General features: G+C 37.5%; 29 protein-coding genes. 14 read left to right on the top strand and 15 right to left on the bottom strand.

The features are described from left to right. The gene (locus tag LDX58_RS17000; protein WP_227938006.1) at positions 1-264 is read right to left on the bottom strand and encodes a hypothetical protein; all 264 of its coding nucleotides are present in this window, start codon (positions 262-264) and stop codon (positions 1-3) included. Between the two features lie 89 nt (positions 265-353). On the opposite strand from LDX58_RS17000, the gene LDX58_RS17005 reads away from it, so the two are divergent. The 3 genes from LDX58_RS17005 (at position 354) to LDX58_RS17015 (ending at position 3066) form a co-directional block, all read left to right on the top strand. Continuing rightward, entirely contained in the window at positions 354-1256 is a 903-nt protein-coding gene (locus tag LDX58_RS17005) for an aldo/keto reductase (protein WP_227938007.1), read from the top strand. Positions 1257-1788: 532 nt separating this feature from the next. Then, positions 1789-2085: a hypothetical protein gene (locus LDX58_RS17010; RefSeq protein WP_227938008.1), complete on the top strand. Its 297-nt coding sequence runs from the start codon at positions 1789-1791 to the stop codon at positions 2083-2085. Between the two features lie 24 nt (positions 2086-2109). Then, a complete protein-coding gene (locus LDX58_RS17015) occupies positions 2110-3066 on the top strand; it encodes a 2-hydroxyacid dehydrogenase (protein WP_227938009.1) in 957 nt (318 codons plus the stop codon). A gap of 149 nt (positions 3067-3215) precedes the next feature. Here the strand turns inward: LDX58_RS17015 and LDX58_RS17020 are convergent, their stop codons facing one another. Continuing rightward, positions 3216-3845: an ABC transporter permease subunit gene (locus LDX58_RS17020; RefSeq protein WP_227938047.1), complete on the bottom strand. Its 630-nt coding sequence runs from the start codon at positions 3843-3845 to the stop codon at positions 3216-3218. After that, positions 3727-4020 (bottom strand): hypothetical protein, encoded by a 294-nt coding sequence (locus LDX58_RS17025; protein WP_227938051.1) that lies wholly within the window; start codon positions 4018-4020, stop codon positions 3727-3729. Before LDX58_RS17025 ends, LDX58_RS17020 begins: the two co-directional genes overlap by 119 nt. Before the next feature lie 198 nt (positions 4021-4218). Here LDX58_RS17025 and LDX58_RS17030 point away from each other — a divergent pair, with 198 nt between their 5' ends. Then, entirely contained in the window at positions 4219-4596 is a 378-nt protein-coding gene (locus LDX58_RS17030; protein WP_227938010.1) for a hypothetical protein, read from the top strand. Between the two features lie 19 nt (positions 4597-4615). Here the strand turns inward: LDX58_RS17030 and LDX58_RS17035 are convergent, their stop codons facing one another. The 6 genes from LDX58_RS17035 to LDX58_RS17060 form a co-directional block, all read right to left on the bottom strand. After that, a complete protein-coding gene (locus tag LDX58_RS17035; RefSeq protein WP_227938011.1) occupies positions 4616-5008 on the bottom strand; it encodes an ectoine synthase in 393 nt (130 codons plus the stop codon). 85 nt (positions 5009-5093) lie between these two features. Next, entirely contained in the window at positions 5094-6377 is a 1284-nt protein-coding gene (gene ectB / locus LDX58_RS17040) for a diaminobutyrate--2-oxoglutarate transaminase (protein ID WP_227938012.1), read from the bottom strand. A gap of 74 nt (positions 6378-6451) precedes the next feature. After that, positions 6452-6961, bottom strand: coding sequence for a diaminobutyrate acetyltransferase (ectA, locus tag LDX58_RS17045; RefSeq protein ID WP_227938048.1), 510 nt, complete (start codon positions 6959-6961; stop codon positions 6452-6454). Positions 6962-7295: 334 nt separating this feature from the next. Beyond that, positions 7296-7415 carry a YfhE family protein gene (locus LDX58_RS17050; RefSeq protein WP_227938013.1) on the bottom strand — a complete coding sequence of 40 codons (120 nt, stop codon included), beginning with the start codon at positions 7413-7415 and terminating at the stop codon, positions 7296-7298. A 65-nt stretch (positions 7416-7480) separates the two neighbouring features. Next, entirely contained in the window at positions 7481-8035 is a 555-nt protein-coding gene (locus LDX58_RS17055; RefSeq protein WP_227938049.1) for a GNAT family N-acetyltransferase, read from the bottom strand. A gap of 338 nt (positions 8036-8373) precedes the next feature. Next, entirely contained in the window at positions 8374-9282 is a 909-nt protein-coding gene (locus LDX58_RS17060) for a TIGR01777 family oxidoreductase (RefSeq protein WP_227938014.1), read from the bottom strand. Between the two features lie 83 nt (positions 9283-9365). On the opposite strand from LDX58_RS17060, the gene recX reads away from it, so the two are divergent. Next, the gene (recX, locus tag LDX58_RS17065) at positions 9366-10172 is read left to right on the top strand and encodes a recombination regulator RecX (protein ID WP_265416730.1); all 807 of its coding nucleotides are present in this window, start codon (positions 9366-9368) and stop codon (positions 10170-10172) included. 286 nt (positions 10173-10458) lie between these two features. Then, positions 10459-10794, top strand: a complete 336-nt coding sequence (locus tag LDX58_RS17070) for a YfhH family protein (RefSeq protein ID WP_227938016.1) — start codon at positions 10459-10461, stop codon at positions 10792-10794. A gap of 31 nt (positions 10795-10825) precedes the next feature. Here LDX58_RS17070 and LDX58_RS17075 read toward each other — a convergent pair whose 3' ends face one another. Both LDX58_RS17075 and sspK read right to left on the bottom strand, forming a co-directional pair. Further along, positions 10826-10987 (bottom strand): YpzG family protein, encoded by a 162-nt coding sequence (locus tag LDX58_RS17075; protein ID WP_227938017.1) that lies wholly within the window; start codon positions 10985-10987, stop codon positions 10826-10828. Positions 10988-11046: 59 nt separating this feature from the next. After that, positions 11047-11205, bottom strand: a complete 159-nt coding sequence (gene sspK / locus LDX58_RS17080; protein WP_227938018.1) for a small acid-soluble spore protein K — start codon at positions 11203-11205, stop codon at positions 11047-11049. A gap of 92 nt (positions 11206-11297) precedes the next feature. Between sspK and LDX58_RS17085 the strand changes: the two genes are divergently transcribed. Continuing rightward, positions 11298-11567 carry a YfhJ family protein gene (locus tag LDX58_RS17085; RefSeq protein WP_227938019.1) on the top strand — a complete coding sequence of 90 codons (270 nt, stop codon included), beginning with the start codon at positions 11298-11300 and terminating at the stop codon, positions 11565-11567. A gap of 81 nt (positions 11568-11648) precedes the next feature. On the opposite strand, the gene LDX58_RS17090 is transcribed toward LDX58_RS17085, so the two are convergent. Further along, positions 11649-12629, bottom strand: a complete 981-nt coding sequence (locus LDX58_RS17090; protein ID WP_227938020.1) for a metal-dependent hydrolase — start codon at positions 12627-12629, stop codon at positions 11649-11651. Between the two features lie 372 nt (positions 12630-13001). On the opposite strand from LDX58_RS17090, the gene LDX58_RS17095 reads away from it, so the two are divergent. The 3 genes from LDX58_RS17095 to LDX58_RS17105 are packed head-to-tail and all read left to right on the top strand — an operon-like array spanning position 13002 to position 15187. Then, the gene (locus LDX58_RS17095; protein WP_227938021.1) at positions 13002-13319 is read left to right on the top strand and encodes a hypothetical protein; all 318 of its coding nucleotides are present in this window, start codon (positions 13002-13004) and stop codon (positions 13317-13319) included. Then, positions 13310-14413, top strand: coding sequence for an A/G-specific adenine glycosylase (gene mutY / locus LDX58_RS17100; protein WP_227938050.1), 1104 nt, complete (start codon positions 13310-13312; stop codon positions 14411-14413). Before LDX58_RS17095 ends, mutY begins: the two co-directional genes overlap by 10 nt. A 15-nt stretch (positions 14414-14428) precedes the next feature. Continuing rightward, a complete protein-coding gene (locus LDX58_RS17105) occupies positions 14429-15187 on the top strand; it encodes an SDR family NAD(P)-dependent oxidoreductase (protein ID WP_227938022.1) in 759 nt (252 codons plus the stop codon). A gap of 54 nt (positions 15188-15241) precedes the next feature. Here the strand turns inward: LDX58_RS17105 and LDX58_RS17110 are convergent, their stop codons facing one another. From LDX58_RS17110 to yfhS, 3 genes are all read right to left on the bottom strand, one after another. Beyond that, positions 15242-15616 (bottom strand): hypothetical protein, encoded by a 375-nt coding sequence (locus LDX58_RS17110; protein ID WP_227938023.1) that lies wholly within the window; start codon positions 15614-15616, stop codon positions 15242-15244. 265 nt (positions 15617-15881) lie between these two features. Further along, complete coding sequence (locus LDX58_RS17115) at positions 15882-16850, bottom strand: NADPH:quinone reductase (RefSeq protein WP_227938024.1); 969 nt, start codon at positions 16848-16850, stop codon at positions 15882-15884. A gap of 135 nt (positions 16851-16985) precedes the next feature. Next, complete coding sequence (gene yfhS, locus LDX58_RS17120; protein WP_227938025.1) at positions 16986-17207, bottom strand: mother cell protein YfhS; 222 nt, start codon at positions 17205-17207, stop codon at positions 16986-16988. A gap of 99 nt (positions 17208-17306) precedes the next feature. Between yfhS and fabL the strand changes: the two genes are divergently transcribed. The 4 genes from fabL (at position 17307) to LDX58_RS17140 (ending at position 21095) form a co-directional block, all read left to right on the top strand. Then, positions 17307-18056: an enoyl-[acyl-carrier-protein] reductase FabL gene (gene fabL / locus LDX58_RS17125; RefSeq protein WP_227938026.1), complete on the top strand. Its 750-nt coding sequence runs from the start codon at positions 17307-17309 to the stop codon at positions 18054-18056. Between the two features lie 81 nt (positions 18057-18137). Then, complete coding sequence (locus LDX58_RS17130; RefSeq protein ID WP_227938027.1) at positions 18138-18320, top strand: gamma-type small acid-soluble spore protein; 183 nt, start codon at positions 18138-18140, stop codon at positions 18318-18320. A gap of 305 nt (positions 18321-18625) precedes the next feature. Then, entirely contained in the window at positions 18626-19153 is a 528-nt protein-coding gene (gene ntdP / locus LDX58_RS17135; protein WP_227938028.1) for a nucleoside tri-diphosphate phosphatase, read from the top strand. A gap of 187 nt (positions 19154-19340) precedes the next feature. Continuing rightward, positions 19341-21095: an ABC transporter ATP-binding protein gene (locus tag LDX58_RS17140; RefSeq protein WP_227938029.1), complete on the top strand. Its 1755-nt coding sequence runs from the start codon at positions 19341-19343 to the stop codon at positions 21093-21095. Positions 21096-21097: the final 2 nt, after the last annotated feature.

The raw sequence follows: 21097 nt of genomic DNA on the forward strand, positions 1-21097 counted from the left end.
TTACGCTTCTGTGTCATACTTACTCCGGCGATTGATCTCTTCGGCTTGCCGATAAGCGTCGAACATTCCCCAAATCCACATAATTGGATAGGTAATAAAACCAATAATAACAAACATAAGACAGGCATTAATAAATTGGATAATCATAAAAGCAATACCTTTAGCAATTTGACCATTGTAGATTTGGCCTAAGCCGCACCAAAGAGCGCTAAGAACAGCAGCTAAACCAGAATTTTTAAGAGGCTGGACAATCGGTCTAGACATGTTATTTTCCCCCCTAGTTATTAAACTGTTATAATTAAGCGTATTATCTGTTTGTAAAATTAATGACCAGAAGTTAAGAGGAGGATATCATGCAACGTATTCAATTAACGGAAGATTTATCTTTTTCTCGATTTATACATGGTTTATGGCGTTTGGATAGTTGGAATCAGACAAAAGAAGAAACACTTGATTTAATCAAGTATGCAATAGAGCAAGGGATTACGACATTTGATCACGCTGATATTTATGGGAAGTTCACTTGTGAAAATTTGTTTGGACGAGCATTAGCGATAGAGCCGTCTTTGCGTGACAAAATGGAGCTTGTGACAAAATGTGGAATTGTTATTGAGGCACCGACCAGGCCACAACACAAATCCCATCACTATAATACGTCAAAAAAACACATAATAGAGTCTGTAGAGAATTCATTATCAGAATTGCATACGGACTATATCGATGTTTTACTTATCCATAGACCGGATCCGTTTATGAATCCAGAAGAAGTGGCGGACGCATTCAGACAATTAAAAGAAGCAGGTAAAGTCCGCCATTTTGGTGTGTCTAATTTTAAACATCATCAGTTTACGATGTTACAATCCTACATAGATGAAAAACTTATTACGAACCAAATAGAAATTTCGCCATACCAGTTAGAAAACATTGAAGATGGTACATTAAATTTCTGCCTTGAAAATAGAATCACTCCAATGGCATGGTCGCCTTTAGCAGGTGGAGCTCTATTTAAGGGGACAGACGAGAAGAGTGTAAGGCTTAGAGACGCTCTTGAAAAAGTAAAAGCAGAAGTTGGAGCTTCTTCCATTGATGAAGTGGCATATGCTTGGTTGCTCTCTCATCCGGCAAAGATTATGCCGATTATCGGATCTAGTCAAAAAGAAAGAATTACTCGCGCGGTTAGGGCACTTGATTATCAATTGACAATAGATCAATGGTTCGAGATTCTTCAGAGCTCGATGGGGCATGATGTCCCTTAAGAGTAAATATAAGAATGACATCTCCTCCTAATGGAAAAGATGTCCATTGTTGTTAATCTAAAGATAATTTTTAACATTTCTGACCTTTACTACTGGAAAGGTTGTTGAAGTAAGCAAACCAATATCACTTCGGCAATGGTATCAGAAGCAGCAATTGGCCCTCGTTTTTCAAATGTTTCAACATTAATAAAGTCCGAATTCTCGAATAAAAAGGTCAATTTCACCCTTAGATGGTCGATAACAACTCTAGCCCCTGATGGCGTATTAATAACTCTTTTATCATAAATGAGATCTTTCGTATGTTTGACAATTCTGATGTTATAATAATAGGTGCGAGTAGGTTCACATTTATGTTAGTCACAATCTTTTCGGGTTGAATACGATCTATTGGGTTAACCATTTTGATTGTTTTTTATGGTAGTTTATCCAAAATAGTAAGAGGGTATATGGGGGAACTCGGAGAAAATTAAATGAATCGTAGTTGACATGTAGATGATAAGCAAGAAAAAATATGAGGTAAAGGAGAGATGATATGGACATGTATATAGCTCATTTTATCCATCCGCACACTCAAGTGCCACTCATTATTTATTTTAATAAAAGAGATGGATATGTTACGTTCGAAAAAGATAATGAGATCTTGAAACTCTTACTACAACTTGAAATAGGACTCACACAAGATGAGGATTTTCTAGACAATATTAGTCAAACGTCTAATATATGTCAAACCCAATATCCAGTTAACTCCTTTGATGAAGTCTATCAATTTTTAGAGCAATTAGGGGTACAAAAAGATGATCTCACTTTCAAACAATTATTTCTTCATTAAATTTTTAGATTGAGAGGATATAATATGAAAATACTTGCTACTTGTAAATTACCTGAAGAATTAATGGCACCTATAAAAGAGAAATATGAAGTTGTTATGGCTGATAATGAAAATGAACCGATGCCGCGTAAGCGTTTACTATCAGAAATAGAAGCGGCAGACGGACTATTTACAAATGTTGCAGATGTGATCGATCAAGAAGTATTTGACCGTGCTAAGCAGTTGAAAGTAGTAAGCACAATGGCTGTAGGCTATGACAATATTGATTTAGAAGTAGCTAGAAACCGTGGCATATTAGTTGGCCATACACCAGGTGTTTTAACAGAAGCAACAGCAGATTTAACATTTGCCTTGTTAATGGCTACCGGAAGAAGATTGATCGAAGGCATGGATGTCATTCGGGATGATCAATGGAAAAGCTGGGGACCGTTCTTCTTAACAGGTCAAGAAATTTACGGAAAAACCATTGGTATTATAGGGATGGGGAAAATTGGACTTGGCGTCGCTAAAAGAGCAAAGGGATTTTCTATGAACATCCTTTATCATAATCGTAGTCGAAACGAAGAAGCGGAAATGGAATTAGATGCAAGTTATCTAGAACTTGATGCGCTCTTGGAACAAAGTGACTACATCGTCCTTCTCGCCCCTTCTACCAAAGAAACGTACCACATGATGAGTACACCACAATTTAAAAAAATGAAACATTCAGCGGTATTCATTAATACATCAAGAGGACTGAATGTTGACGAGGAAGCTTTATATCAAGCTTTACAATCTAATGAAATTTGGGCTGCCGGCTTAGATGTTTTTCAAACGGAACCAATTAATTCCAATCATAAACTGTTGCAATTAAGAAACGTTACGGCATTGCCTCACATTGGAAGTGCTGCAATTGAGACGCGTTTGGAAATGGCTCGTTTAGCAATGGCCAATCTCGTAAATGGGTTAGAAGGAAAACCACTTGTTCATCAAGTGAAATAGTTGTCTTAAGGCATATAAAAAAGCCGTAAAGGTGATGGAGAAAAGGGCTATCTACAACTTCATTTCAACCAGTAAAAGAATATATTTAAAAGACGCTAGGATCATACAAAGGATCGTAGCGTCTTTATCAGTGAGAGAAACGAATTCTTTTATAAAGGTAGATCACGCTCTTTAAAGCTAACGATTGCCAAGCTATATAATACAATGGTTATAGACAAGTATAAGACCATTGAGGTGATGGCGCTGGTTTCTCCTCTAGCTAGTTCAGAAGGGTTGAAAGCAGAAAAGAGAGAAAGGTTTCGTAACCATTCAAAGTCAACGGCCAATTTTCCAATTAAATCAAATGCATACATCAAGACTGTGACAATGGTAGACAATCCAATTGCTTTTTTATCATCATTAAGGATCGCTGAGAAAAGAAAACAATAACTACTAATGGCAAAGAAAAGAAAGAGTCCTGTTGCATTCATTAATAAAAATGAACCAGTATGGATGGCTGGTTCGGTTAGAAAGATGGCCTGACCGATAAACGTAAACAAAGTGGCTGTTCCAGTAATCAGAACTAGGCTTCCTAGTAAAACAGTGGCCTGAGTAAATGCGATTTGAACCCGTGTAGTCGGAGTTGCAAGTAAATAAGCCATCGAGCCTTGTGAGACGAATCTAGCTAGTAATTTCGCTGCGGTTGTAATTGAAAAAATAGATAATAAGTAATAGGAAAAACATCCCGTAGTATTGTCCCGATAGAAAATCCGATAACTCCGATAAGCCCTCGATTCCAAAAGCAGCAAGAAGCGATTCAGGATATAAATCCAGCAACTGTTGAAACTTAGCAGAATTTTCAAAGCTAGGAAAAATAGAGATAACTAAGAGAATATAAAGGCCCGAACCAATTCCATAGCCAAGAATACTTTTAAGATTTGATTTCATCATTTGAAAGTAGAGGTGACTGTTCATACTTTCTCCTCCTGTCCATAATACCCAAGGAAAATATCTTCTAGCTTTTCGCTGTTCATCGATAAATCTTTGATATTGGCATGTGTTAGTAGATCAAGAAATTCGTTCACATTCCTTTGTACAGTTATTTCAATTGTTAAATTAGAAACTTTGTTAGAAGTAAAAGGAATTTGCTCCAGTTTTCCGAGATCGGCTTACATGACACAAGAAACGACAAAGATCTTATGTTGTTTTTTTCATTTCTTCTATGCGATCATTTGCATTCAAGTCTTGCAAAGTATTCTCGCTGAAAATGGAGATCTTCGTAAGTATGTAGAAGGGTTTCACCAAAATGTATCCATGCCAGTGTTTATGGCTTTTTTAAATCAGGGAAAAAAAGAGGGGTATTTGAAGGAAAACATATCGATGGAATCGATCCTTGTCTATTATCAATTATTAAAAACGGCGATTGAAAAGCATTATGAGGTGTTCACTGGTGAAAAGGGAGAACAATTAGTGGATGAAATCACCCATCTATTTTTCTATGGCTTATTAAAAGAGAGAATCAAGCGCAAAAAAACAGCTGACTACTCGTAAGCCAGCTGTTTTTCCTGTATTAATCTTCATCCACAGGATAAACGCCATTTTCATCATGTACTTCTTTACCTGAAAGTGGAGGATTAAACACACAAACCATGCGCATATCTCCCTTTTCACTTGCGCGAAGTAAATGCTCATCATGCTTGTCTAACACATAAATTTCATCTTTCTTGATTGGCCATACTTTATTATCAGCTAGTGTTTCAACTTCACCTTCACCTTCAATACAATAAACAGATTCGAGATGATTTTGGTACCATATGTGAGTTTCTGTACCAGCTTTAATAATAGTATCACTAACGGAATAGCCCATGCCATCTTTTTTGTGAACTAGGCGACGGCTGACCCAGTTTCCTCCATCTACTTCGTATTCAGTTCCTAATACATCTGCTAGTTTAACTACTTTCATGAATCATTACCTCCAGTTTATCTTTTAAAATTATGTAGAGGAGCAAGAATGCTCCTCTAGTTGTCTTCTAACAAAGTATGCTCATTTATGATATAACTAATTCTCTTGCTCCAAGTACTGCCCTTACACTGTCTTCAATGATTTTAAATCCTTTTTCTAGACCTTCGTCATCGATAATAAGTGGTGGGAAAAGCTTGAAAACTTCGTCCTTAGGACCTGATGTTTCCATAATTAAGCCACGCTCAAACGCTTCGGCTGCGATACTTGAAGCGAGTCCCTCAATCTTGGTTTCAATTCCAACCATAAAACCACGGCCTTTAGCTTCACCCTGTAACTCGGGGTACTTCGCTACAATACCTTCTAAGAAGTTGAAAATTTTCACTGACTTTTCTTCAATATTTTTTTCGAATTTTGGATCTTCCCAATAAGAAAGAGCAGCAGTAGCTGTTACAAAAGCATGGTTATTCCCACGGAATGTACCATTGTGCTCTCCAGGTTCAAAAATATCTAATTCAGGACGAATTAACGTAATAGCTAGTGGCAATCCATATCCACCAATCGACTTAGACATACATACGATGTCAGGCTTGATTCCTGATTTTTCAAAGCTAAAGAATGTTCCAGTACGACCGACACCTGCTTGAACATCATCAACGATAAGCAGAATGTCCCAACGCTTACAGATTTGCTCTATGCGTTGTAACCACTCGAAACTTGCAGCATTAATACCGCCTTCACCTTGGACTGTCTCGAGGATCATTGCTGCAGGGATGTCAACACCACTACCGCCATCCTCTAGGAAACGCTCGAGATACTCCAGAGTGTCGAGGTTGTCATTAACAAAGCTATCATATGGCATTGTTACAACATTTTGTAATGGAATTCCGGCACCTTTACGCTTAAAAGCATTACCTGTAACGGAAAGAGCTCCAATGGTCATTCCGTGGAAGCCATTTGTGAAACTAAGAATATCTGTTCGTCCAGTTACCTTACGAGCAAGCTTCAGTGCACTTTCAACTGTGTTTGTTCCAGTTGGTCCTGGGAACATGATTTTATAATTAAGATTTCTAGGTTTTAAAATGACTTCATTAAAAGTTGTAAGAAATTCAGCTTTAGGAGCTGTGGCCATATCTAATGAATGTGTGATACCATCACTTAAAATATAATCGACTAGTTTTGCCTTCATCATAGGATCATTATGACCGTAATTTAGTGCACCTGCACCAGAAAAGAAGTCAACGTATTCTGTGCCTTGCTCATCCCACATTTTATAACCTTTTGCTTTTGTGAATACAGTTGGAAAACTTCGGACATAACTACGTACCTCAGATTCAAGATTTTCAAAAATCGTCATATCTGTTTGACTCATCTTCTTTTCTCCTCCTATTACCTATACCGGGTAGTGTATTTATTGTTTTTCGTTCATCCCTAGTTTACTGTGTGTTAGTTCTTTTTTATAGGACCTACACGAAATGTTAATTCTTCTTCGTGTCCTTCTTCAGGGAATAAGTCCTCAGAAAAACAAGCACTTACTTCACATTCAGTATCATAACTACGGGCTAAACGACGAAACAACGCTTGAGATGCTTCGTTTGATGGAGTAACTGTGGCTTCAACATATTCAACTTTCTCGCAACCTGAACGGTGAACAAGTTGATGTAATAACTTAGATGCTAAGCCTTTTCCTCGTTGAGAAGAATGAACTCCAATTTGCCAAACGAAAACTACATCTTGTCGCTCGGGAGGAATAAAAGCAGTAACGAATCCAACAAGTTGATCGTTTTCTTTTGCGACAACACACGTTTCTGCAAAAAATTCACACATCATAATATATTTATATGCAGAATTCTGATCGAGTGTTGACTCATTTACTAGTTCCCACATTGCCGCACCATCTTCAACAGTCGGTTTTTTGAACTGAACCGCGCCTGTTTTTGACGGAGCGGGAGCCATTTGACTTTTAATGTCGGTGTCCCCCTTAAACAATCTATTTTGTGTACTTTTTAATAATAAGGGGAGTCGGGAAAGGACGCAACTTAGCTCAACAGGGATTAAATAGCAAATGGAAGGCTTAGATGGGATTAAAGTTCCTAAGGGCAACCATTGCTGTAAATGCTTCCAAATAGTTGAGATTTCTAACTAATTGAAATAGACAGACCAATAAGTTAGAGGGGAAGTCGCATGGGAATAGGGTTTAGAAGTTAATAGAAAAAAAACGATTTAAAACACAAAAAAAGAAAACAAACCTCTAAAAGGGCTGTTTTCTCTCATTTGGGCACTGTCGGAGCTACGATTTACTACGATTTGCTGCACGATCAGCTGCTCTAAATTCCGAACCATAGTTCACTTCTTGAGCTTTACGTAATGTTTTTCGTTCCTCTTGACCACGTCTTTTTTTATTTTCCATACTGATTACCACCTTATTTAAGATTAGTATCAGTATGGTCTAAATAGTTTCATATTAATCACTGTTTAAGCTTCTTTGATATCAAGCATTTCTTCTTGCTCTGTTCTCATTAAATGAAGATGATACTGATCTTTTTCAATTTGAAAGAGATTGTATACATCACCATTTGCATTAATTTGATCATAAACACCATGCCTGAACTCGTTAGCAATGGTGCAATAAGGTAATTTATTCGCCGCCATATAGGAACGAACATTTTCTTTGCGAATTCTCATGAATACTGTTTGAATATCCAAAGTAAAAAATAATTCATCAAAAAAAGCATCCTTTGCAATCTTGTTATACCCTTTTCCAAAGAAGGGCTTTCCGATCCATGTTCCTAAAAAGCCACTGCTGTTTGAGATATCAAATAAGTTAATCGTTCCAATTGGTGATCCCCACTCATCAACAATCGTGCGGGAGATGAGCTCCCCGCGTTCTTCTGCTTCAATTGTCTGTTTGGTTAAGAAAACAAACTCATCATATGAATATGCCTTCTGACGAACAAATGGAAACACAGCCGGGTCCACTAACAACTCGAACAAAGCATGACAATCAGCAACGTCTCTTTTTTTCAAAATCACAAAAAGCCCTCCTTTTTGATGAGGGCAGAAAAAACGCTCCACCCTCGAATTTAATAGTCGTACATATCAAATTCGGGGTGGGAATCGAACCCACTAGAACCAGCCTTGCTGGTGGCGCACCAATTGCCTTCCCAATGTTTATATATTGGTTTATATAGCGATAATTAGGATTCTAGCCTGTTTATGTTGGTGAAATGTATTTATAAGAAACAAATACGCTCATATACTCTTGAATCCTTCTATATATTAAATGTTTTTTTACGAAAAAGATACCTATTTTTTATAAATTTTTCGTGAAAAAATCTCCCAATTTCATAAGGAATATTAAGATATTTCTAACTCTTTAATAAATTTGTTAAAGCTGGTTCTAAAGATGGATAAAGAAAGCGATAACCAGCTGTTTCAGCCTTGTATGGCAAGACTTTTTGACCATCAAGAACGAGGGTACTCATTTCACCAAGTAAAAGCTTTAAAGCGATAGATGGTGCTGGTAACCAATAAGGCTTGCTTAATACACGAGCAATTATTTTACCGAAATCATCCATTTTTAATGGGGCGGGAGCTGTTAAGTTAAATGGACCTTGTAATTCAATGTGTTCAATCGCAAAAGTAAACATGTGGATAACATCATCAATATGAATCCAGCTGAACCACTGACTTCCTGACCCTAAAGGTCCTCCGGCAAAGAAACGAAATGGTAATAGCATTCGTGCTAAGGCACCCTTATTAGAATCAAGTACAACGCCTAAACGACAATAAGTGACCCTCACTCCATAAGCGGTTGCAGCTTCTGCTTCTTGTTCCCATTTTTGAACAACGAGGGATAGAAAGTTATCTTGTGCTGGTTTAGATTCTTCAGTGAATGGATGTGTTAAGGAATTCCCGTAGTAGCCAATGGCTGAAGCGTTCACGAGTACTTTAGGTTTTGATGTTAGCTTTTCAATGAGGTTAACAATTGAGCGTGTCGATTGAATCCGACTTTGGAGAATGCTTTTCTTACGTGCAGATGTCCATCTACTGGCACCTATTGACTCACCAGCAAGGTTAACAATCACATCAATCTCATCTAAGGATGCAGCTGGGTTCGTGCCATCCTTAAGCCATTCGACATAAATCACATTTGGTTTTGCTGGTTTATTCGTTGCATCTCTTGTTAAAATGTAAACAGAATGACCGAGACTTACTAAATGATTTGTAAGCTTTGTGCCAATAAAACCGGTTCCGCCTGCTATCGCAATTCTCATTTTAAATCCTCCTAGTCGTTTTAACAGTAGTTTACGTCCTTTTAAAGGATCTTTGCAAAAATAAAAGTTTGGAGGTGACCTATTTGGCTGTTATTACAAAAATCCAAGTGCAACAGCGGAATAAAAGTCGCTATAATATATTTCTTAATAGAGGCAAAGGAGAAGAGTATGCCTTTAGTGTTGATGAAGACATCCTAATTAAACGTGGTTTAAAGAAAGGAATGGAGTTAAACGAGGAATCATTAATCCAATTAATTGATGAAGATGAAAAGAAAAAAACGTATTACTTAGCGATAAATTATTTATCCTATCGTATGCGCTCAATCGAGGAAATGAGGGTCTATCTTTATAAAAAGGAAAAAGACCAGCGACATATAGATGAAGTCATTGAGGAACTTCTCGAACAAGGGTTATTAAATGATCAGGAATTTGCACATGCCTATATTCGCTCGAAGCAATTAACGTTAATGAAAGGTCCATTAAAGTTAAAACAAGAGCTTCTACAAAAAGGGGTAAAAGATGTTGTCATTGATGGGGCACTCGAGCAATTTCAGAAAAAAGATCAAATTCATTCCATTATAAAATGGCTTGAGAAACAAAAAATGCGTAGCAATAAATTATCTAATCAAGCATTTATCGATAAATTATCTAATCAACTGCAAACAAAAGGGTTTTCACGTGAAGTGATTAATGAAGCACTTCGAGAAGTTGATATGTCAAATGAAAATGAAGTAGAGTGGGAATCAATTTGTTTCCAAGGGGAAAAGGTCAAGAAAAAATATGCAGAGAAATATTCAGATTGGGAGTTCAAGCAAAGAGTGAAGCAAGCTCTTTATCGGAAAGGTTTTTCTCTCGCTTTAATAGATAGATACTTGAATGAAACAAATTAAACAGTTTAGAAGAAGAGAATTTATTTCTTTTCTTTTCTTTTCTTAGGCCTACAGGTTCTTGGATCAAATGCTGGAAATATAATTTGAGTTGTAAATATAGTTGTAGCCGCTTCAGTTTGTTGGGCTAGTAGGGAAGAAAGAGGCCATTATCCGAATGACCATGTTGCCGATGCTTTATTATGCTAGTTTCTCAGGGATAATTGGATTAATTTTAGCTTATCTTCTGTAGCCAATTCTTTGTTTGTCTTGCTTGTTTCATCTATAATAAAGAAGATGAGAGAGAGGGATGAACAAAATGGAACAACAAAAGAGGTTTAGTCAATTGACTGAATATGAGCTACGAACAGAAATTGCTCGTTTGAACGAAAAAGCGAAAAAAGCAGAACAATTAGGGATGTCGAGTGAATTTGCTGTTTATGAACGACGTGTTCTTCTAGCTAAAGCTTATTTACTTAATCCTGAGGACTTTAAGCCAGGAGAGACATATACAATTGAGGGTGGTTCCACTTTTAAGATTTCTTATTTAAATGGTTATTTTGCTTGGGGATATCGCGATAACGAAGTCTCTCTTGAAGGAATTCCTATTTCTTTGTTTGTAAAAGAAGAAGGAGAAGTCAAGTAGACCTCTCCTTATTCAGTACAAGGTGGAAGGCTTATCTTTGTTCGGCCTTCCGGTGTAAGCGAACTTTAATACCCGTTTGACTCATTTGCGTTTCTCCACCGATTTGTTTAGAAGCATGTTTCGGTTTTGCACGTGGTGAGTCGAATGGACTTTTATATTCTGTGAAATTAAATGTATCTTTCCCCTTACCCATAGCTCTAGCACCTCCAGAAACGTTGGAAATTGATTTAAGCCAATTAAATCAGTAATCACCTAATTATTCGTATCACCATCACTAGTTCTCATACGTTCTCTAGGACGAGTGTTGATTTCTAAATCAGCTCGTTTGGATTCGTTTTTATTTTTGATATCCTTTGGTGAATTCCCATCGAATTTAATATGATTTGGAAAGCCTTTTGCTTTGTTACGCATCTGGTGACCCTCCTTTCCAACGTGTTCTATAATAGTATGAGCACTTAATTGAAAGATATAAGACGTAAAGATTGTCAAAGGAGGAAAGAAAGATGGAAGATCGTTTCAGGCGCTTAACGGAGCAACTTTTAGCTGTTAATTCAGAAATTACATCTGCTCAAGCAAGAACTTGGGTAGAAAGCTTATGGGAAGATTTTGAAGTAACGCGTGCAAAAGGCGGTTGGACGTATAAGGGACAAGATGTGACGGAACAAATTGTCACGCGTTGGATTAAACAATACGGACCCATTTTGCATAGATATGCTGCAACGAAAGAAAAATTTTCACATTTAAATAAGGATGAAGGTCATCTAAAGCATTAAAAATGTAGTTGTCAGCAAATTATACACTAAGCCTGCTATGAATGAATGGTTCATGGCAGGCTTATCACGCACTGTTATAGTTTACTCAGTGACAATATTTAATTTCTTTTGAAGTGTTTCTTCACTAAATACCCAACCCGTATAAGAACTAACTATGTTCAAGTTTTGGTCTAATTGGACAATTCCGACGAATGGATAATGTCCTTTACTACGATAGCGCAAGTCAACAAAACGAACTTCAGTAATATCATCCTTTTCTTCAATTTCCCATCTGTATGTCGGAGAAAAAGATAAAAAGGCTGAAAGGTTTGAGTCTTTTCTTGCTGCGTTTATGACCGGTATATCAGGGATAGGATCAAATGAATACTGCTCAAAATACTCAATCTCATGGTTACGTGATTCTGTCACAAATAATACATCAGGCGTTCGAATGACGACATGCCATTGATTCCATCTGATCGTTGGTGATACAAAAATATGGCTTGCATCGGGATGAAGCCTTTTCGCGTGATGAACAACACGTTTTTTCTCAGTTATTCTCCAAATATAATAGGCGATCAGTCCTAAATATAAAACAAGGATCGTGCGCCCAGGAGGTAATCCGAGAGCCCAAAATGAAAAAGCGGCTAAATGACTAAAGAAAATAAATGGATCAAAAATATTAATAACACCTAAAGCAATCCATCTATTTGAAAGGGGGCGTAGAGCTTGAGTTCCATACGCATTAAAAATATCGACAAATACATGTAGAAAAACAGCAATAAATGACCATAGTAAAACCGTTAACCAATTGGTCTCAGGAGTAAAAGCAAAAATACCACCCGTAATCAAAAGCGGCCATAAAAAAACAGCTGGAATGGAATGTGTTATCCCACGATGGTTCCGTATATACACCGCATTATTTCGTAATTTTAATACGGTATCAAAGTCTGGGGCTAGAGAGCCAATAATGGTGGCAATCATGACCGAACTGGGGAGTAATGGATCGCTTGCTATGGTGGGATCTAGTGTGGCAAGTCCGCCTAGCGAAATCCCCATTACTACATGAGTACCTGTGTCCATCGTTTATGATACCTCCTTAACTTTCTGTGTTAGTAAATTTTAAATAAGGTAAAGCTTATTTTCTCTAGTTTTATTGAAACGGTAACATGTTTAAGACAATATTTGCAAAAGGGTCTACTTGTACTTCATGTAAACCAAATAGAAAGAAAAAGTACAACTTATTAGAACTTAGTTATATTATAGTCGAAGTAGTTGTAATGGATCCACACGGTGTGCGCCTTTTTGAGTAGTACGCTTTAAAGAAGGCTAAGACAGTGCTCGACATATTGCTTCGAAGTTTTCCCAAAAGGTAAAAACGAACCTTTTGGGAAAATCTCTGATATAGTTTATTTATACCCGAATCATCATCGATTAAAAAGGGGATTAGGAAAAATGACAAAAAGTTTACAGATTTTTATGGAATACAAAGTAAAAGAGAATTCAGTTGAAGCATATGAACATGTTATGAAAGAAGTTATCGAGACGCTCGCAGACTACGAAGCTGAAAAGATTCAATGGTATGTAGCAGATGATCAGCCATTTCTTTATGTCGAAATGTATGAAGTACCGACTGCGTCCCATTACCAAATATTGAAAAAAATACGTCGTCAAGCAGATCATACAGTTTTTGGAAAAATTGTTCCCTATATTGAGGGAGGCGCAGAAAAAATTCATTGCTGGGCTTTTCAAAGAAAGGAATCATTCAAGTGATACAAGAGCAGCTTAGAGATTTTGATGTAACAGGCTTCCAAGAAAATTTAGTCAATTGGTTTTTAGAGAACCAAAGAGCATTGCCATGGCGTGAATCAAAAGATCCCTATCGTGTTTGGGTATCTGAAATCATGCTACAGCAAACAAGAGTCGATACAGTCATTCCTTATTATCAAGCTTTCATAAGAGAATTTCCAACCTTAGAAGCGTTAGCTGAAGCTGAAGAAGATCAAATTTTAAAAGCGTGGGAGGGGTTAGGGTATTATTCTCGCGTTCGTAATTTACAAACGGCAGTTAAAGAAGTAGTTGAAAAGTATGAGGGAACCGTTCCTAATACAAGAGAAGAGATATTATCGTTAAGAGGGGTAGGACCATATACAGCAGGTGCAATTTTAAGCATTGCATATGGAAAGGCAGAACCAGCAGTTGATGGCAATGTGATGCGCGTTCTCTCAAGAGTATTCATAATTGAAGAAGACATTGCCAAACCAGCTACGAGAAAGATATTTGAGGGTATTTTATATGACCTTGTGTCAAAAGAAAATCCTTCTGCGTTTAATCAAGGGTTAATGGAGCTTGGCGCACTAATTTGTACGCCCACGTCCCCTGGTTGCTTGCTTTGCCCAGTAAAGGTTCGTTGCAGTGCAAACCAAAAAGGCATACAAGCTGAATTACCAATAAAGTCAAAAAAGAAAAAGCAAACTGTTAAGCAGATGGCTGCAATTGTGTTAAAAAACCAGTATGGTGAAGTTCTCATTGAAAAACGCCCGGAAACGGGGTTGCTAGCTCGATTATGGCAATTTCCGAATATGGAAACAACGGGCATGGACGATCAACGTAAATTACTTTCAGAGTTTCTTGTTAATGATTTTGAAATCGGTGCTGAAGTTGGAAGGGCTATTCAACATGTTGAGCATGTTTTTTCTCATTTAGTTTGGAATATAACTGTTTTTGAAGGACAAGTCAAAGGTAGAGCTAACCTCGAAAGCGAAACGAGAAAATGGGTGCCCACAGACAGTATAGAAAAGTACGCTTTTCCAGTCTCACATCAAAAAATTATTCAACATTCATTAATGGACTCGAGTTTAGCGTAGGGAGTTGGATATTAAGTGGATCTGAATTTGAAAAATAAAATTATACTTGTTACAGGTGGCTCAAAAGGAATTGGCCTTGGAATTGCTGCTGCTTTTATAAATGAAGGAGCAAAGGTTGCTATTGTAGCAAGAGGAGAAGACAGCTTAGAACAGGCGAAAGCTCAGTTTAGTGAGATTTTGCCAATACAAGCCGATTTGTATAATGAAAAAGAAAGAGAACGTGTAATTCGAGAAGTGGTGGAACATTACGGTACCATTGATGTTCTTGTTAATAATCTAGGTGGGAGTAACGGTTCAACAACAGCTGAAACCAATCTAACACTATTTCACGAAGCTTTTGAGCTCAATTATTTTTCTGCTGTTCATTTTAGCAAGCTCGTGTTGCCGTATTTGAAAGAAAAACAAGCAGGAAGCATTATTAATATTTCTTCTATTTTTGGGCGTGAGGCTGGTGGGAAGGTCACTTATAACAGTGCGAAAGCAGCAATGATTAGCTTTACAAAATCATTAGCAGATGAAGTGATTAAAGATGGGGTTCGAGTGAATGGTGTCGCACCGGGATCGATCTTACATTCCTCTGGAAACTGGCAAAGAAGACTGGAAGAGAACCCTGAAAAAATCAATCAGTTTGTTGAAGCAGAAATACCAGCTGGACGTTTTGGAACTGTCGAAGAGATAGCAAATGTTGTGGCGTTTTTAGCATCAGAAAAAGCGAGTTGGATTGTTGGGGCAACGATCAATGTCGATGGCGGACAATCAAAGTCCAATTTTTAAAGGAAAATGCCTCAAAGGGGTTAGTTAGTGTACACCTTTGAGGCATTTTATGATTTAAAGCGGGGTATCACGCTCAATCTGGTTATTTAAAGGAAAGGCATCATCATTAATCATGTGGATTTCTTTTATTTTCTCTTTTGTTTCAGCGGTTCCAAGGCGATAAATCGCTTCATATACATCATTTAAACCGCGTTGGTATTCATTACGATCTCTATCTTCCTTTTCATCATCAAAATGCCTGAATGTAAATAAATTTCCAAGTTCTAGATCGTGAGCTTGTACTTCACGCAGCAAATCCTCTAATGCTTTTTTCTCCGTTAACGTTGCTTCAATCTCATATTCAATTAACTGACCATCATTCACAGGGGTCGGACTAATATCTTCCATACTTATCGGATTTAAATTAACATAGTACAATTGCTTTTCCATATACAGACTCCTTTCTAATAAAGCTATCATTTAGTTTCCCCTTGATTTAAAATCTTACTAATTCGATTGATGGGTGGGGCAAGCTAAATATAAAGGACGGATAAGTGTGCTAAATTGACGCAACTAGTTTGAAAGTAACTATAAAATGAGTAGGTTGGGTAATCAGAACTAAAGTTGATCCCATTAAACCGTTTTTGGATGAACGACTCAGCATAAAAAGAAAGACCCAAACCTATACTAGTTTGAATCTCCTACAACAAGCTTCTTAATTGAGATGTTCAAGAATGATCCGACCATCGTATTGTTTTGAATCTAATGCTTCATGCGCTGTTGCTGCTTCTTCATAAGAAAAGACGTTACCGATATGAGTAGCAAAGGATCCATTCGCAAATCCTGCAGAAATGGCTTTACCTGCTGTTCGTAATTCTTCAGTTGGTGCAGTAAAAAGCAAGACACCAATTAAAGAGGCATGCTTCATATTTAACTCTCTCCATAGAAGGGGAGGAGTGTTATTAACAGGAGAGCCAATCGTAATAATTCGCCCAGTAACAGCAATCATTTCAAGATTTTTCACTAAGTTTTCACTAACGGACATATCTAAAATGAGAGAGACTCCATTTTGATCAGTAAGCTCCATTACTTTTGCTACTAAGTCTTCTTCTTTATATAAAATAACCTGATCCGCTCCAGCTTGTTTGGCAAGTAGGGCTTTTTCTGGATTGCTGGCGGTCGCAAGAACATGGGCCCCAGCTTTTTTTGCCATTTGAACGGCGGCATGTCCGACAGCACCTGCTGCACCGTATATCAATACACTTTCATTATCCTTTAGTTGCCCACGACTAAAAAGAGACAGGTATGCGGTCATAAAGGGCATAGCGAGCGCAGCTCCATCTTTAAAGGTAAGGTTATCAGGAAGTGGAAATACGTAAGCTGATGAAATAGCTACATATTCGGCTGAGGCTCCTTTCGCATTCGTCGCCCAAACGCGGTCACCAATCTGAGTGTCTGTAACATCGACACCAATTTCTATGACTTCTCCACCTAAATCAAAATGAGGAATATGAGGGAATGATTCTACTTCCCTAATACCTTTCCGAAAATATGTATCGACAGGATTAATGCCGCTTGCGTTAACGCGGATGAGTACTTCGTTAGGTTTAATTGTAGGTTTTGGGACTTCTGAAACTTTTAGAACATGAGGATCTCCGTATGTTTCATAAACAACCGCTTTCATTTCCATCGCTCCTTTTTAAAAATTAAATATTTATCTTGATTTTAAACGAAATTCAATAAAATTCATATAAAAAGAGTGATTCGAAAGACCTTTTTTGATCTTTTGAATCACCCACATAATAATTAAATTTTGTAATCAATCAGGATGAGGCTCGGTGCCTTGGGTCCACGTGGCTTCTTGATGTAAGCCACCGCGTGTTTCAATTTCACGAATAATTTCACGATGAATGGTTGTCCCTTCGATATTTAAGTATGGTGTCATTTGCTGAAGACCATGGTGAAAATAAGCTAACTCCTTCTCAGTCCACTGATCGATAGACATCATTGATAGTTCTGTCATATCTCTTCCTACATACATGATGAACCCTCCTTCAATTCTTTTCACTTAGTGTTCCTGTTCGCAAGAGGTGCTATACGATATAATAAAGTAATTAGACGATATTGGAGGATTTTACATATGAATCAAAAAGTTGCATTAGTTACAGGTAGTAGTCGTGGAATTGGCAAACTTATTGCCTTGAAATTAGCAAAACAGGGTTATGATCTTGTAATCAATTATGCAAGAAGCAAGCAAGCCGCAATAGATACGGCAAAGGAAATTGAAGCACTTGGACAAAAAGCATTGGTTGTAAAAGCGAATGTAGGAAAGCCTGAGAAAATTAAGGAGTTATTTACTCGAATAGATGAAGAGTATGGCCGTTTAGATATACTAGTTAATAACGCGGCGTCTGGTGTTTTACGCCCGTTAATGGAGCTTGAGGAAAGTCATTGGGACTGGACAATGGATATTAATAGTAAGGCCCTTCTTTTTTGTGCTCAAGAAGCAGCAAAAAGAATGGAAAAGGTAGGTGGAGGTCATATTGTAAGTTTAAGTTCGCTTGGATCAATTCGTTACTTGAAAAATTACACAACAATAGGGGTATCAAAAGCGGCAGTAGAAGCATTAACACGCTATTTAGCCGTTGAGTTAGCTGAAAAAAACATAGTCGTAAATGCAGTTTCAGGCGGCGCTGTAGATACAGATGCGTTAACTCATTTTCCTAATCGGGAAGAATTACTTGCAGATGCAGCAGCGCGAACTCCAGCTGGGCGTATTGTAGAAGCAGAAGATTTGGCAAGTACTGTCTTGTTTTTGCTTTCTGAAGAAGCAGCAATGATTCGAGGGCAAACCATTGTTGTAGATGGTGGCATCTCCCTTTTAGTCTAAAATAGCTTTTGAAATTTAACGATGTAATTGAATAAAAAATTACTCCTCCGGACATCTTAATAAGCGTGGAGGTGATATCACATGGATCGACAACAACAAGCATCAAAAACAAATGCTCAAGAAGTAAGAAAACAAAACGCGGCTTCAGCACAAGGTTCTAGCAACCAAACAGAATTTGCAAGCGAAACTGATGTACAAGAAGTACGTCAGCAAAACGCTCAATCTGCAGCTCGTAAGCAACAAAACTCTTCTCAACAAAAATAATAGTATTACCTAAAACAAGCACCCTTGGTGATATCGTCCAAAGGGTGCTTGTTTTTTTTCTCATAAAAATTAATCAGGCATGGTTTTTATAGTATTAGATGGTTATAAGAATAATTAAACTTTTTATCCTTGAAGTTTCAATATAGATGAAAAAACGGTATAATATAGAAGACTTGAAAAAAAGAAAACGTTTTTATTTAGAAAACTATAGTAGAAATGGTAGTAGGGCAAGTTAATTCAATTGATAGTTGGTTACCTACTCTATCTACTGACGTCCGAAAAAATGGCATAGAAGGGAGTTATTTATGAATTTTCCCAAAGAAGGCAGCAATATTCAAATCCATAGCTATAAACATAATGGATTGATTCATCGCATTTGGGAAGAAACAATCGTGCTTAAAGGGACGTCAAAGGTTGTAATTGGGGGGAATGACCGTATTCTAGTGAAGGAATCGGATGGTAGAAACTGGAGAACTCGTGAGCCTGCTATTTGTTATTTTGATTCCGAACAATGGTTTAACACAATCGGTATGATTCGATCTGATGGTATTTATTACTATTGCAACCTTGGTTCGCCTTTTACTTGGGACAGCGAGGCTTTAAAGTATATTGATTACGACCTCGATATAAAGGTGTACCCAGATATGACCTTTAAGCTCTTAGATGAAGATGAATATGATTTGCACCGTAAACTTATGAATTATCCACAAGCAGTAGATGATATTCTAAAACGAAGTGTTGATGAATTAATCTCATGGATTCACCAAAGAAAAGGACCGTTTGCTCCTCAATTTGTTGAGAATTGGTATGAACGCTTCTTACAATACCGTTAAAATACAGTAGGTCTGACTATGGTTAGCGAACCGACCCAAGGTTCTAATCAAGTCAGACCTTTGTACGTAAGTGAATTAGAGATCCACTTTTTAAGTGGATGAAGGGTTTGAATTTAAGGGAAAATAAAAGCATGGCCTAATTTTCAGGAGAAAAGGTTAGGCAGGGGAGCTTTTTAAAAAAAAGGGGATGGCGAAGCTGGATAGTATAAAACGCTATATGGCATTCATCAAGCCGTATTGGAAAGAGATCGGTATTACAATTTTGATTGGGATTTTTAAATTTGGGATTCCGCTTCTTTTGCCATTAGTGATGATGTACGTTATTGATGATATTATTTTTGCAGAAGCGATGACCCAGGATGATAAGATCTCATTATTGTTTAAAATAATGGTTGGTATGTTTTTTATTTTTGTTTTCTTACGTCCGCCGATTGAATATTATCGTCAGTACTTTGCGCAGTGGATTGGAAGTAAAGTGCTTTACGATATTAGAGATCAATTATTTACTCATATTCAAAAACTAAGTTTGAAGTTTTATTCAAATCGTAAAGTCGGGGAAATTATTTCTCGTGTGATTCACGATGTTGAGCAAACGAAAAACTTTGTCATCACGGGATTAATGAATATCTGGCTTGATTTATTTACGATCATTATTGCTATTATCATTATGTTAAATCTTAATGTTTGGTTGACACTTGTTGCTATATCGATGTTTCCTTTATATGGGTTCTCTGTGAAGTATTTTTATGCGAGATTGCGTCATCTAACGAGAGTTCGCTCGCAAGCATTAGCAGAAGTTCAAGGTCACTTGCATGAGCGAGTTCAGGGGATGAGTGTTATTCGAAGCTTTGCCCTAGAGGATTATGAACAAGCACAATTCGCTAAGCGAAACACCCATTTCCTTAATAGAGCGATTGATCATACGAAATGGAATGCAAAAACGTTTGCGGTTGTGAATACGATAACCGATGTAGCACCTTTACTGGTTATTTTTGTTGCCGGTTACTTTGTAATCATAGGCCAGTTAGAAGTAGGGGCCATGACTGCTTTTGTCCTTTATATGGAGCGACTTTATGGACCGCTTAGACGTTTAATTAATTCATCGACGACACTGACGCAGGCAGTTGCCTCGATGGATCGAGTGTTTGAGTTCATTGATGAGAAATATGATATTGAGGATGAGCCTGAGTCTAAGCCTTTAACAAGAGCAAAGGGACATCTTGAATTTCGTAATGTAACGTTTCAATACAACGAAGGCGATAAACCTGTACTGAAAAATGTGAATCTCGATGTGAAACAAGGGGAAACGATTGCGTTTGTCGGGATGAGTGGTGGTGGTAAGAGTACCATCATTAGTCTGATTCCACGTTTTTATGATGTTTCTTCTGGTGAAATTTTGTTAGACGGATCGGATATTCGAAAATACCAAGTAAGAACGTTACGTGACAATATTGGAATGGTGCTTCAGGATAATATTCTTTTTAGTGACTCTATTAAAAAGAACATTTTGATGGGAAGACCAGATGCTACTGATGAAGAGGTCATAGCGGCAGCCACAGCAGCGAACGCTCATGAATTTATTATTGGGCTTCCTGCTGGGTATGACACGGAAGTTGGTGAAAGAGGAGTAAAACTCTCTGGTGGCCAAAAACAACGTGTAGCAATTGCGAGGGTCTTCTTGAAAAATCCACCTATTCTTATTTTTGATGAAGCTACATCAGCTCTGGATCTTGAAAGTGAACATTTTATTCAAGAAGCACTTGAAAAACTAGCAAAAGATCGAACGACCTTCATTGTTGCTCATCGGCTTTCAACGATTACCCATGCAGACCGTATTGTTGTGATTGAAAACGGAGAAATCGTTGAAGTGGGTAGTCATAATGATCTGATGAAGCGTGAAGGTAGTTATAAGAAATTATTTGATGTACAGCAATTTCAATAAAA

This window comes from Alkalihalobacillus deserti (genome assembly GCF_020734105.1).
GTDB classification, from domain to species: Bacteria; Bacillota; Bacilli; order Bacillales; family Bacillaceae_D; genus Halalkalibacter; species Halalkalibacter deserti.

Coding starts and splice junctions, on each gene's coding strand:
- fabL (WP_227938026.1), top strand. CDS start 17,307: ATGAATCAAAAAGTTGCATTAGTTACAGGTAGTAGTCGTGGAATTGGC.
- ectA (WP_227938048.1), bottom strand. CDS start 6,961: ATGGCTCCCGCTCCGTCAAAAACAGGCGCGGTTCAGTTCAAAAAACCG.
- LDX58_RS17030 (WP_227938010.1), top strand. CDS start 4,219: ATGACACAAGAAACGACAAAGATCTTATGTTGTTTTTTTCATTTCTTC.
- LDX58_RS17005 (WP_227938007.1), top strand. CDS start 354: ATGCAACGTATTCAATTAACGGAAGATTTATCTTTTTCTCGATTTATA.
- LDX58_RS17000 (WP_227938006.1), bottom strand. CDS start 264: ATGTCTAGACCGATTGTCCAGCCTCTTAAAAATTCTGGTTTAGCTGCT.
- LDX58_RS17110 (WP_227938023.1), bottom strand. CDS start 15,616: ATGGAAAAGCAATTGTACTATGTTAATTTAAATCCGATAAGTATGGAA.
- LDX58_RS17070 (WP_227938016.1), top strand. CDS start 10,459: ATGAACAAAATGGAACAACAAAAGAGGTTTAGTCAATTGACTGAATAT.
- yfhS (WP_227938025.1), bottom strand. CDS start 17,207: ATGTATGTAGGAAGAGATATGACAGAACTATCAATGATGTCTATCGAT.
- ntdP (WP_227938028.1), top strand. CDS start 18,626: ATGAATTTTCCCAAAGAAGGCAGCAATATTCAAATCCATAGCTATAAA.
- LDX58_RS17090 (WP_227938020.1), bottom strand. CDS start 12,629: ATGGACACAGGTACTCATGTAGTAATGGGGATTTCGCTAGGCGGACTT.
- sspK (WP_227938018.1), bottom strand. CDS start 11,205: ATGCGTAACAAAGCAAAAGGCTTTCCAAATCATATTAAATTCGATGGG.
- LDX58_RS17060 (WP_227938014.1), bottom strand. CDS start 9,282: ATGAGAATTGCGATAGCAGGCGGAACCGGTTTTATTGGCACAAAGCTT.
- LDX58_RS17035 (WP_227938011.1), bottom strand. CDS start 5,008: ATGAAAGTAGTTAAACTAGCAGATGTATTAGGAACTGAATACGAAGTA.
- LDX58_RS17025 (WP_227938051.1), bottom strand. CDS start 4,020: ATGAACAGTCACCTCTACTTTCAAATGATGAAATCAAATCTTAAAAGT.
- LDX58_RS17140 (WP_227938029.1), top strand. CDS start 19,341: ATGGCGAAGCTGGATAGTATAAAACGCTATATGGCATTCATCAAGCCG.
- LDX58_RS17095 (WP_227938021.1), top strand. CDS start 13,002: ATGACAAAAAGTTTACAGATTTTTATGGAATACAAAGTAAAAGAGAAT.
- LDX58_RS17075 (WP_227938017.1), bottom strand. CDS start 10,987: ATGGGTAAGGGGAAAGATACATTTAATTTCACAGAATATAAAAGTCCA.
- LDX58_RS17130 (WP_227938027.1), top strand. CDS start 18,138: ATGGATCGACAACAACAAGCATCAAAAACAAATGCTCAAGAAGTAAGA.
- LDX58_RS17050 (WP_227938013.1), bottom strand. CDS start 7,415: ATGGAAAATAAAAAAAGACGTGGTCAAGAGGAACGAAAAACATTACGT.
- LDX58_RS17115 (WP_227938024.1), bottom strand. CDS start 16,850: ATGAAAGCGGTTGTTTATGAAACATACGGAGATCCTCATGTTCTAAAA.
- LDX58_RS17085 (WP_227938019.1), top strand. CDS start 11,298: ATGGAAGATCGTTTCAGGCGCTTAACGGAGCAACTTTTAGCTGTTAAT.
- ectB (WP_227938012.1), bottom strand. CDS start 6,377: ATGAGTCAAACAGATATGACGATTTTTGAAAATCTTGAATCTGAGGTA.
- LDX58_RS17015 (WP_227938009.1), top strand. CDS start 2,110: ATGAAAATACTTGCTACTTGTAAATTACCTGAAGAATTAATGGCACCT.
- LDX58_RS17010 (WP_227938008.1), top strand. CDS start 1,789: ATGGACATGTATATAGCTCATTTTATCCATCCGCACACTCAAGTGCCA.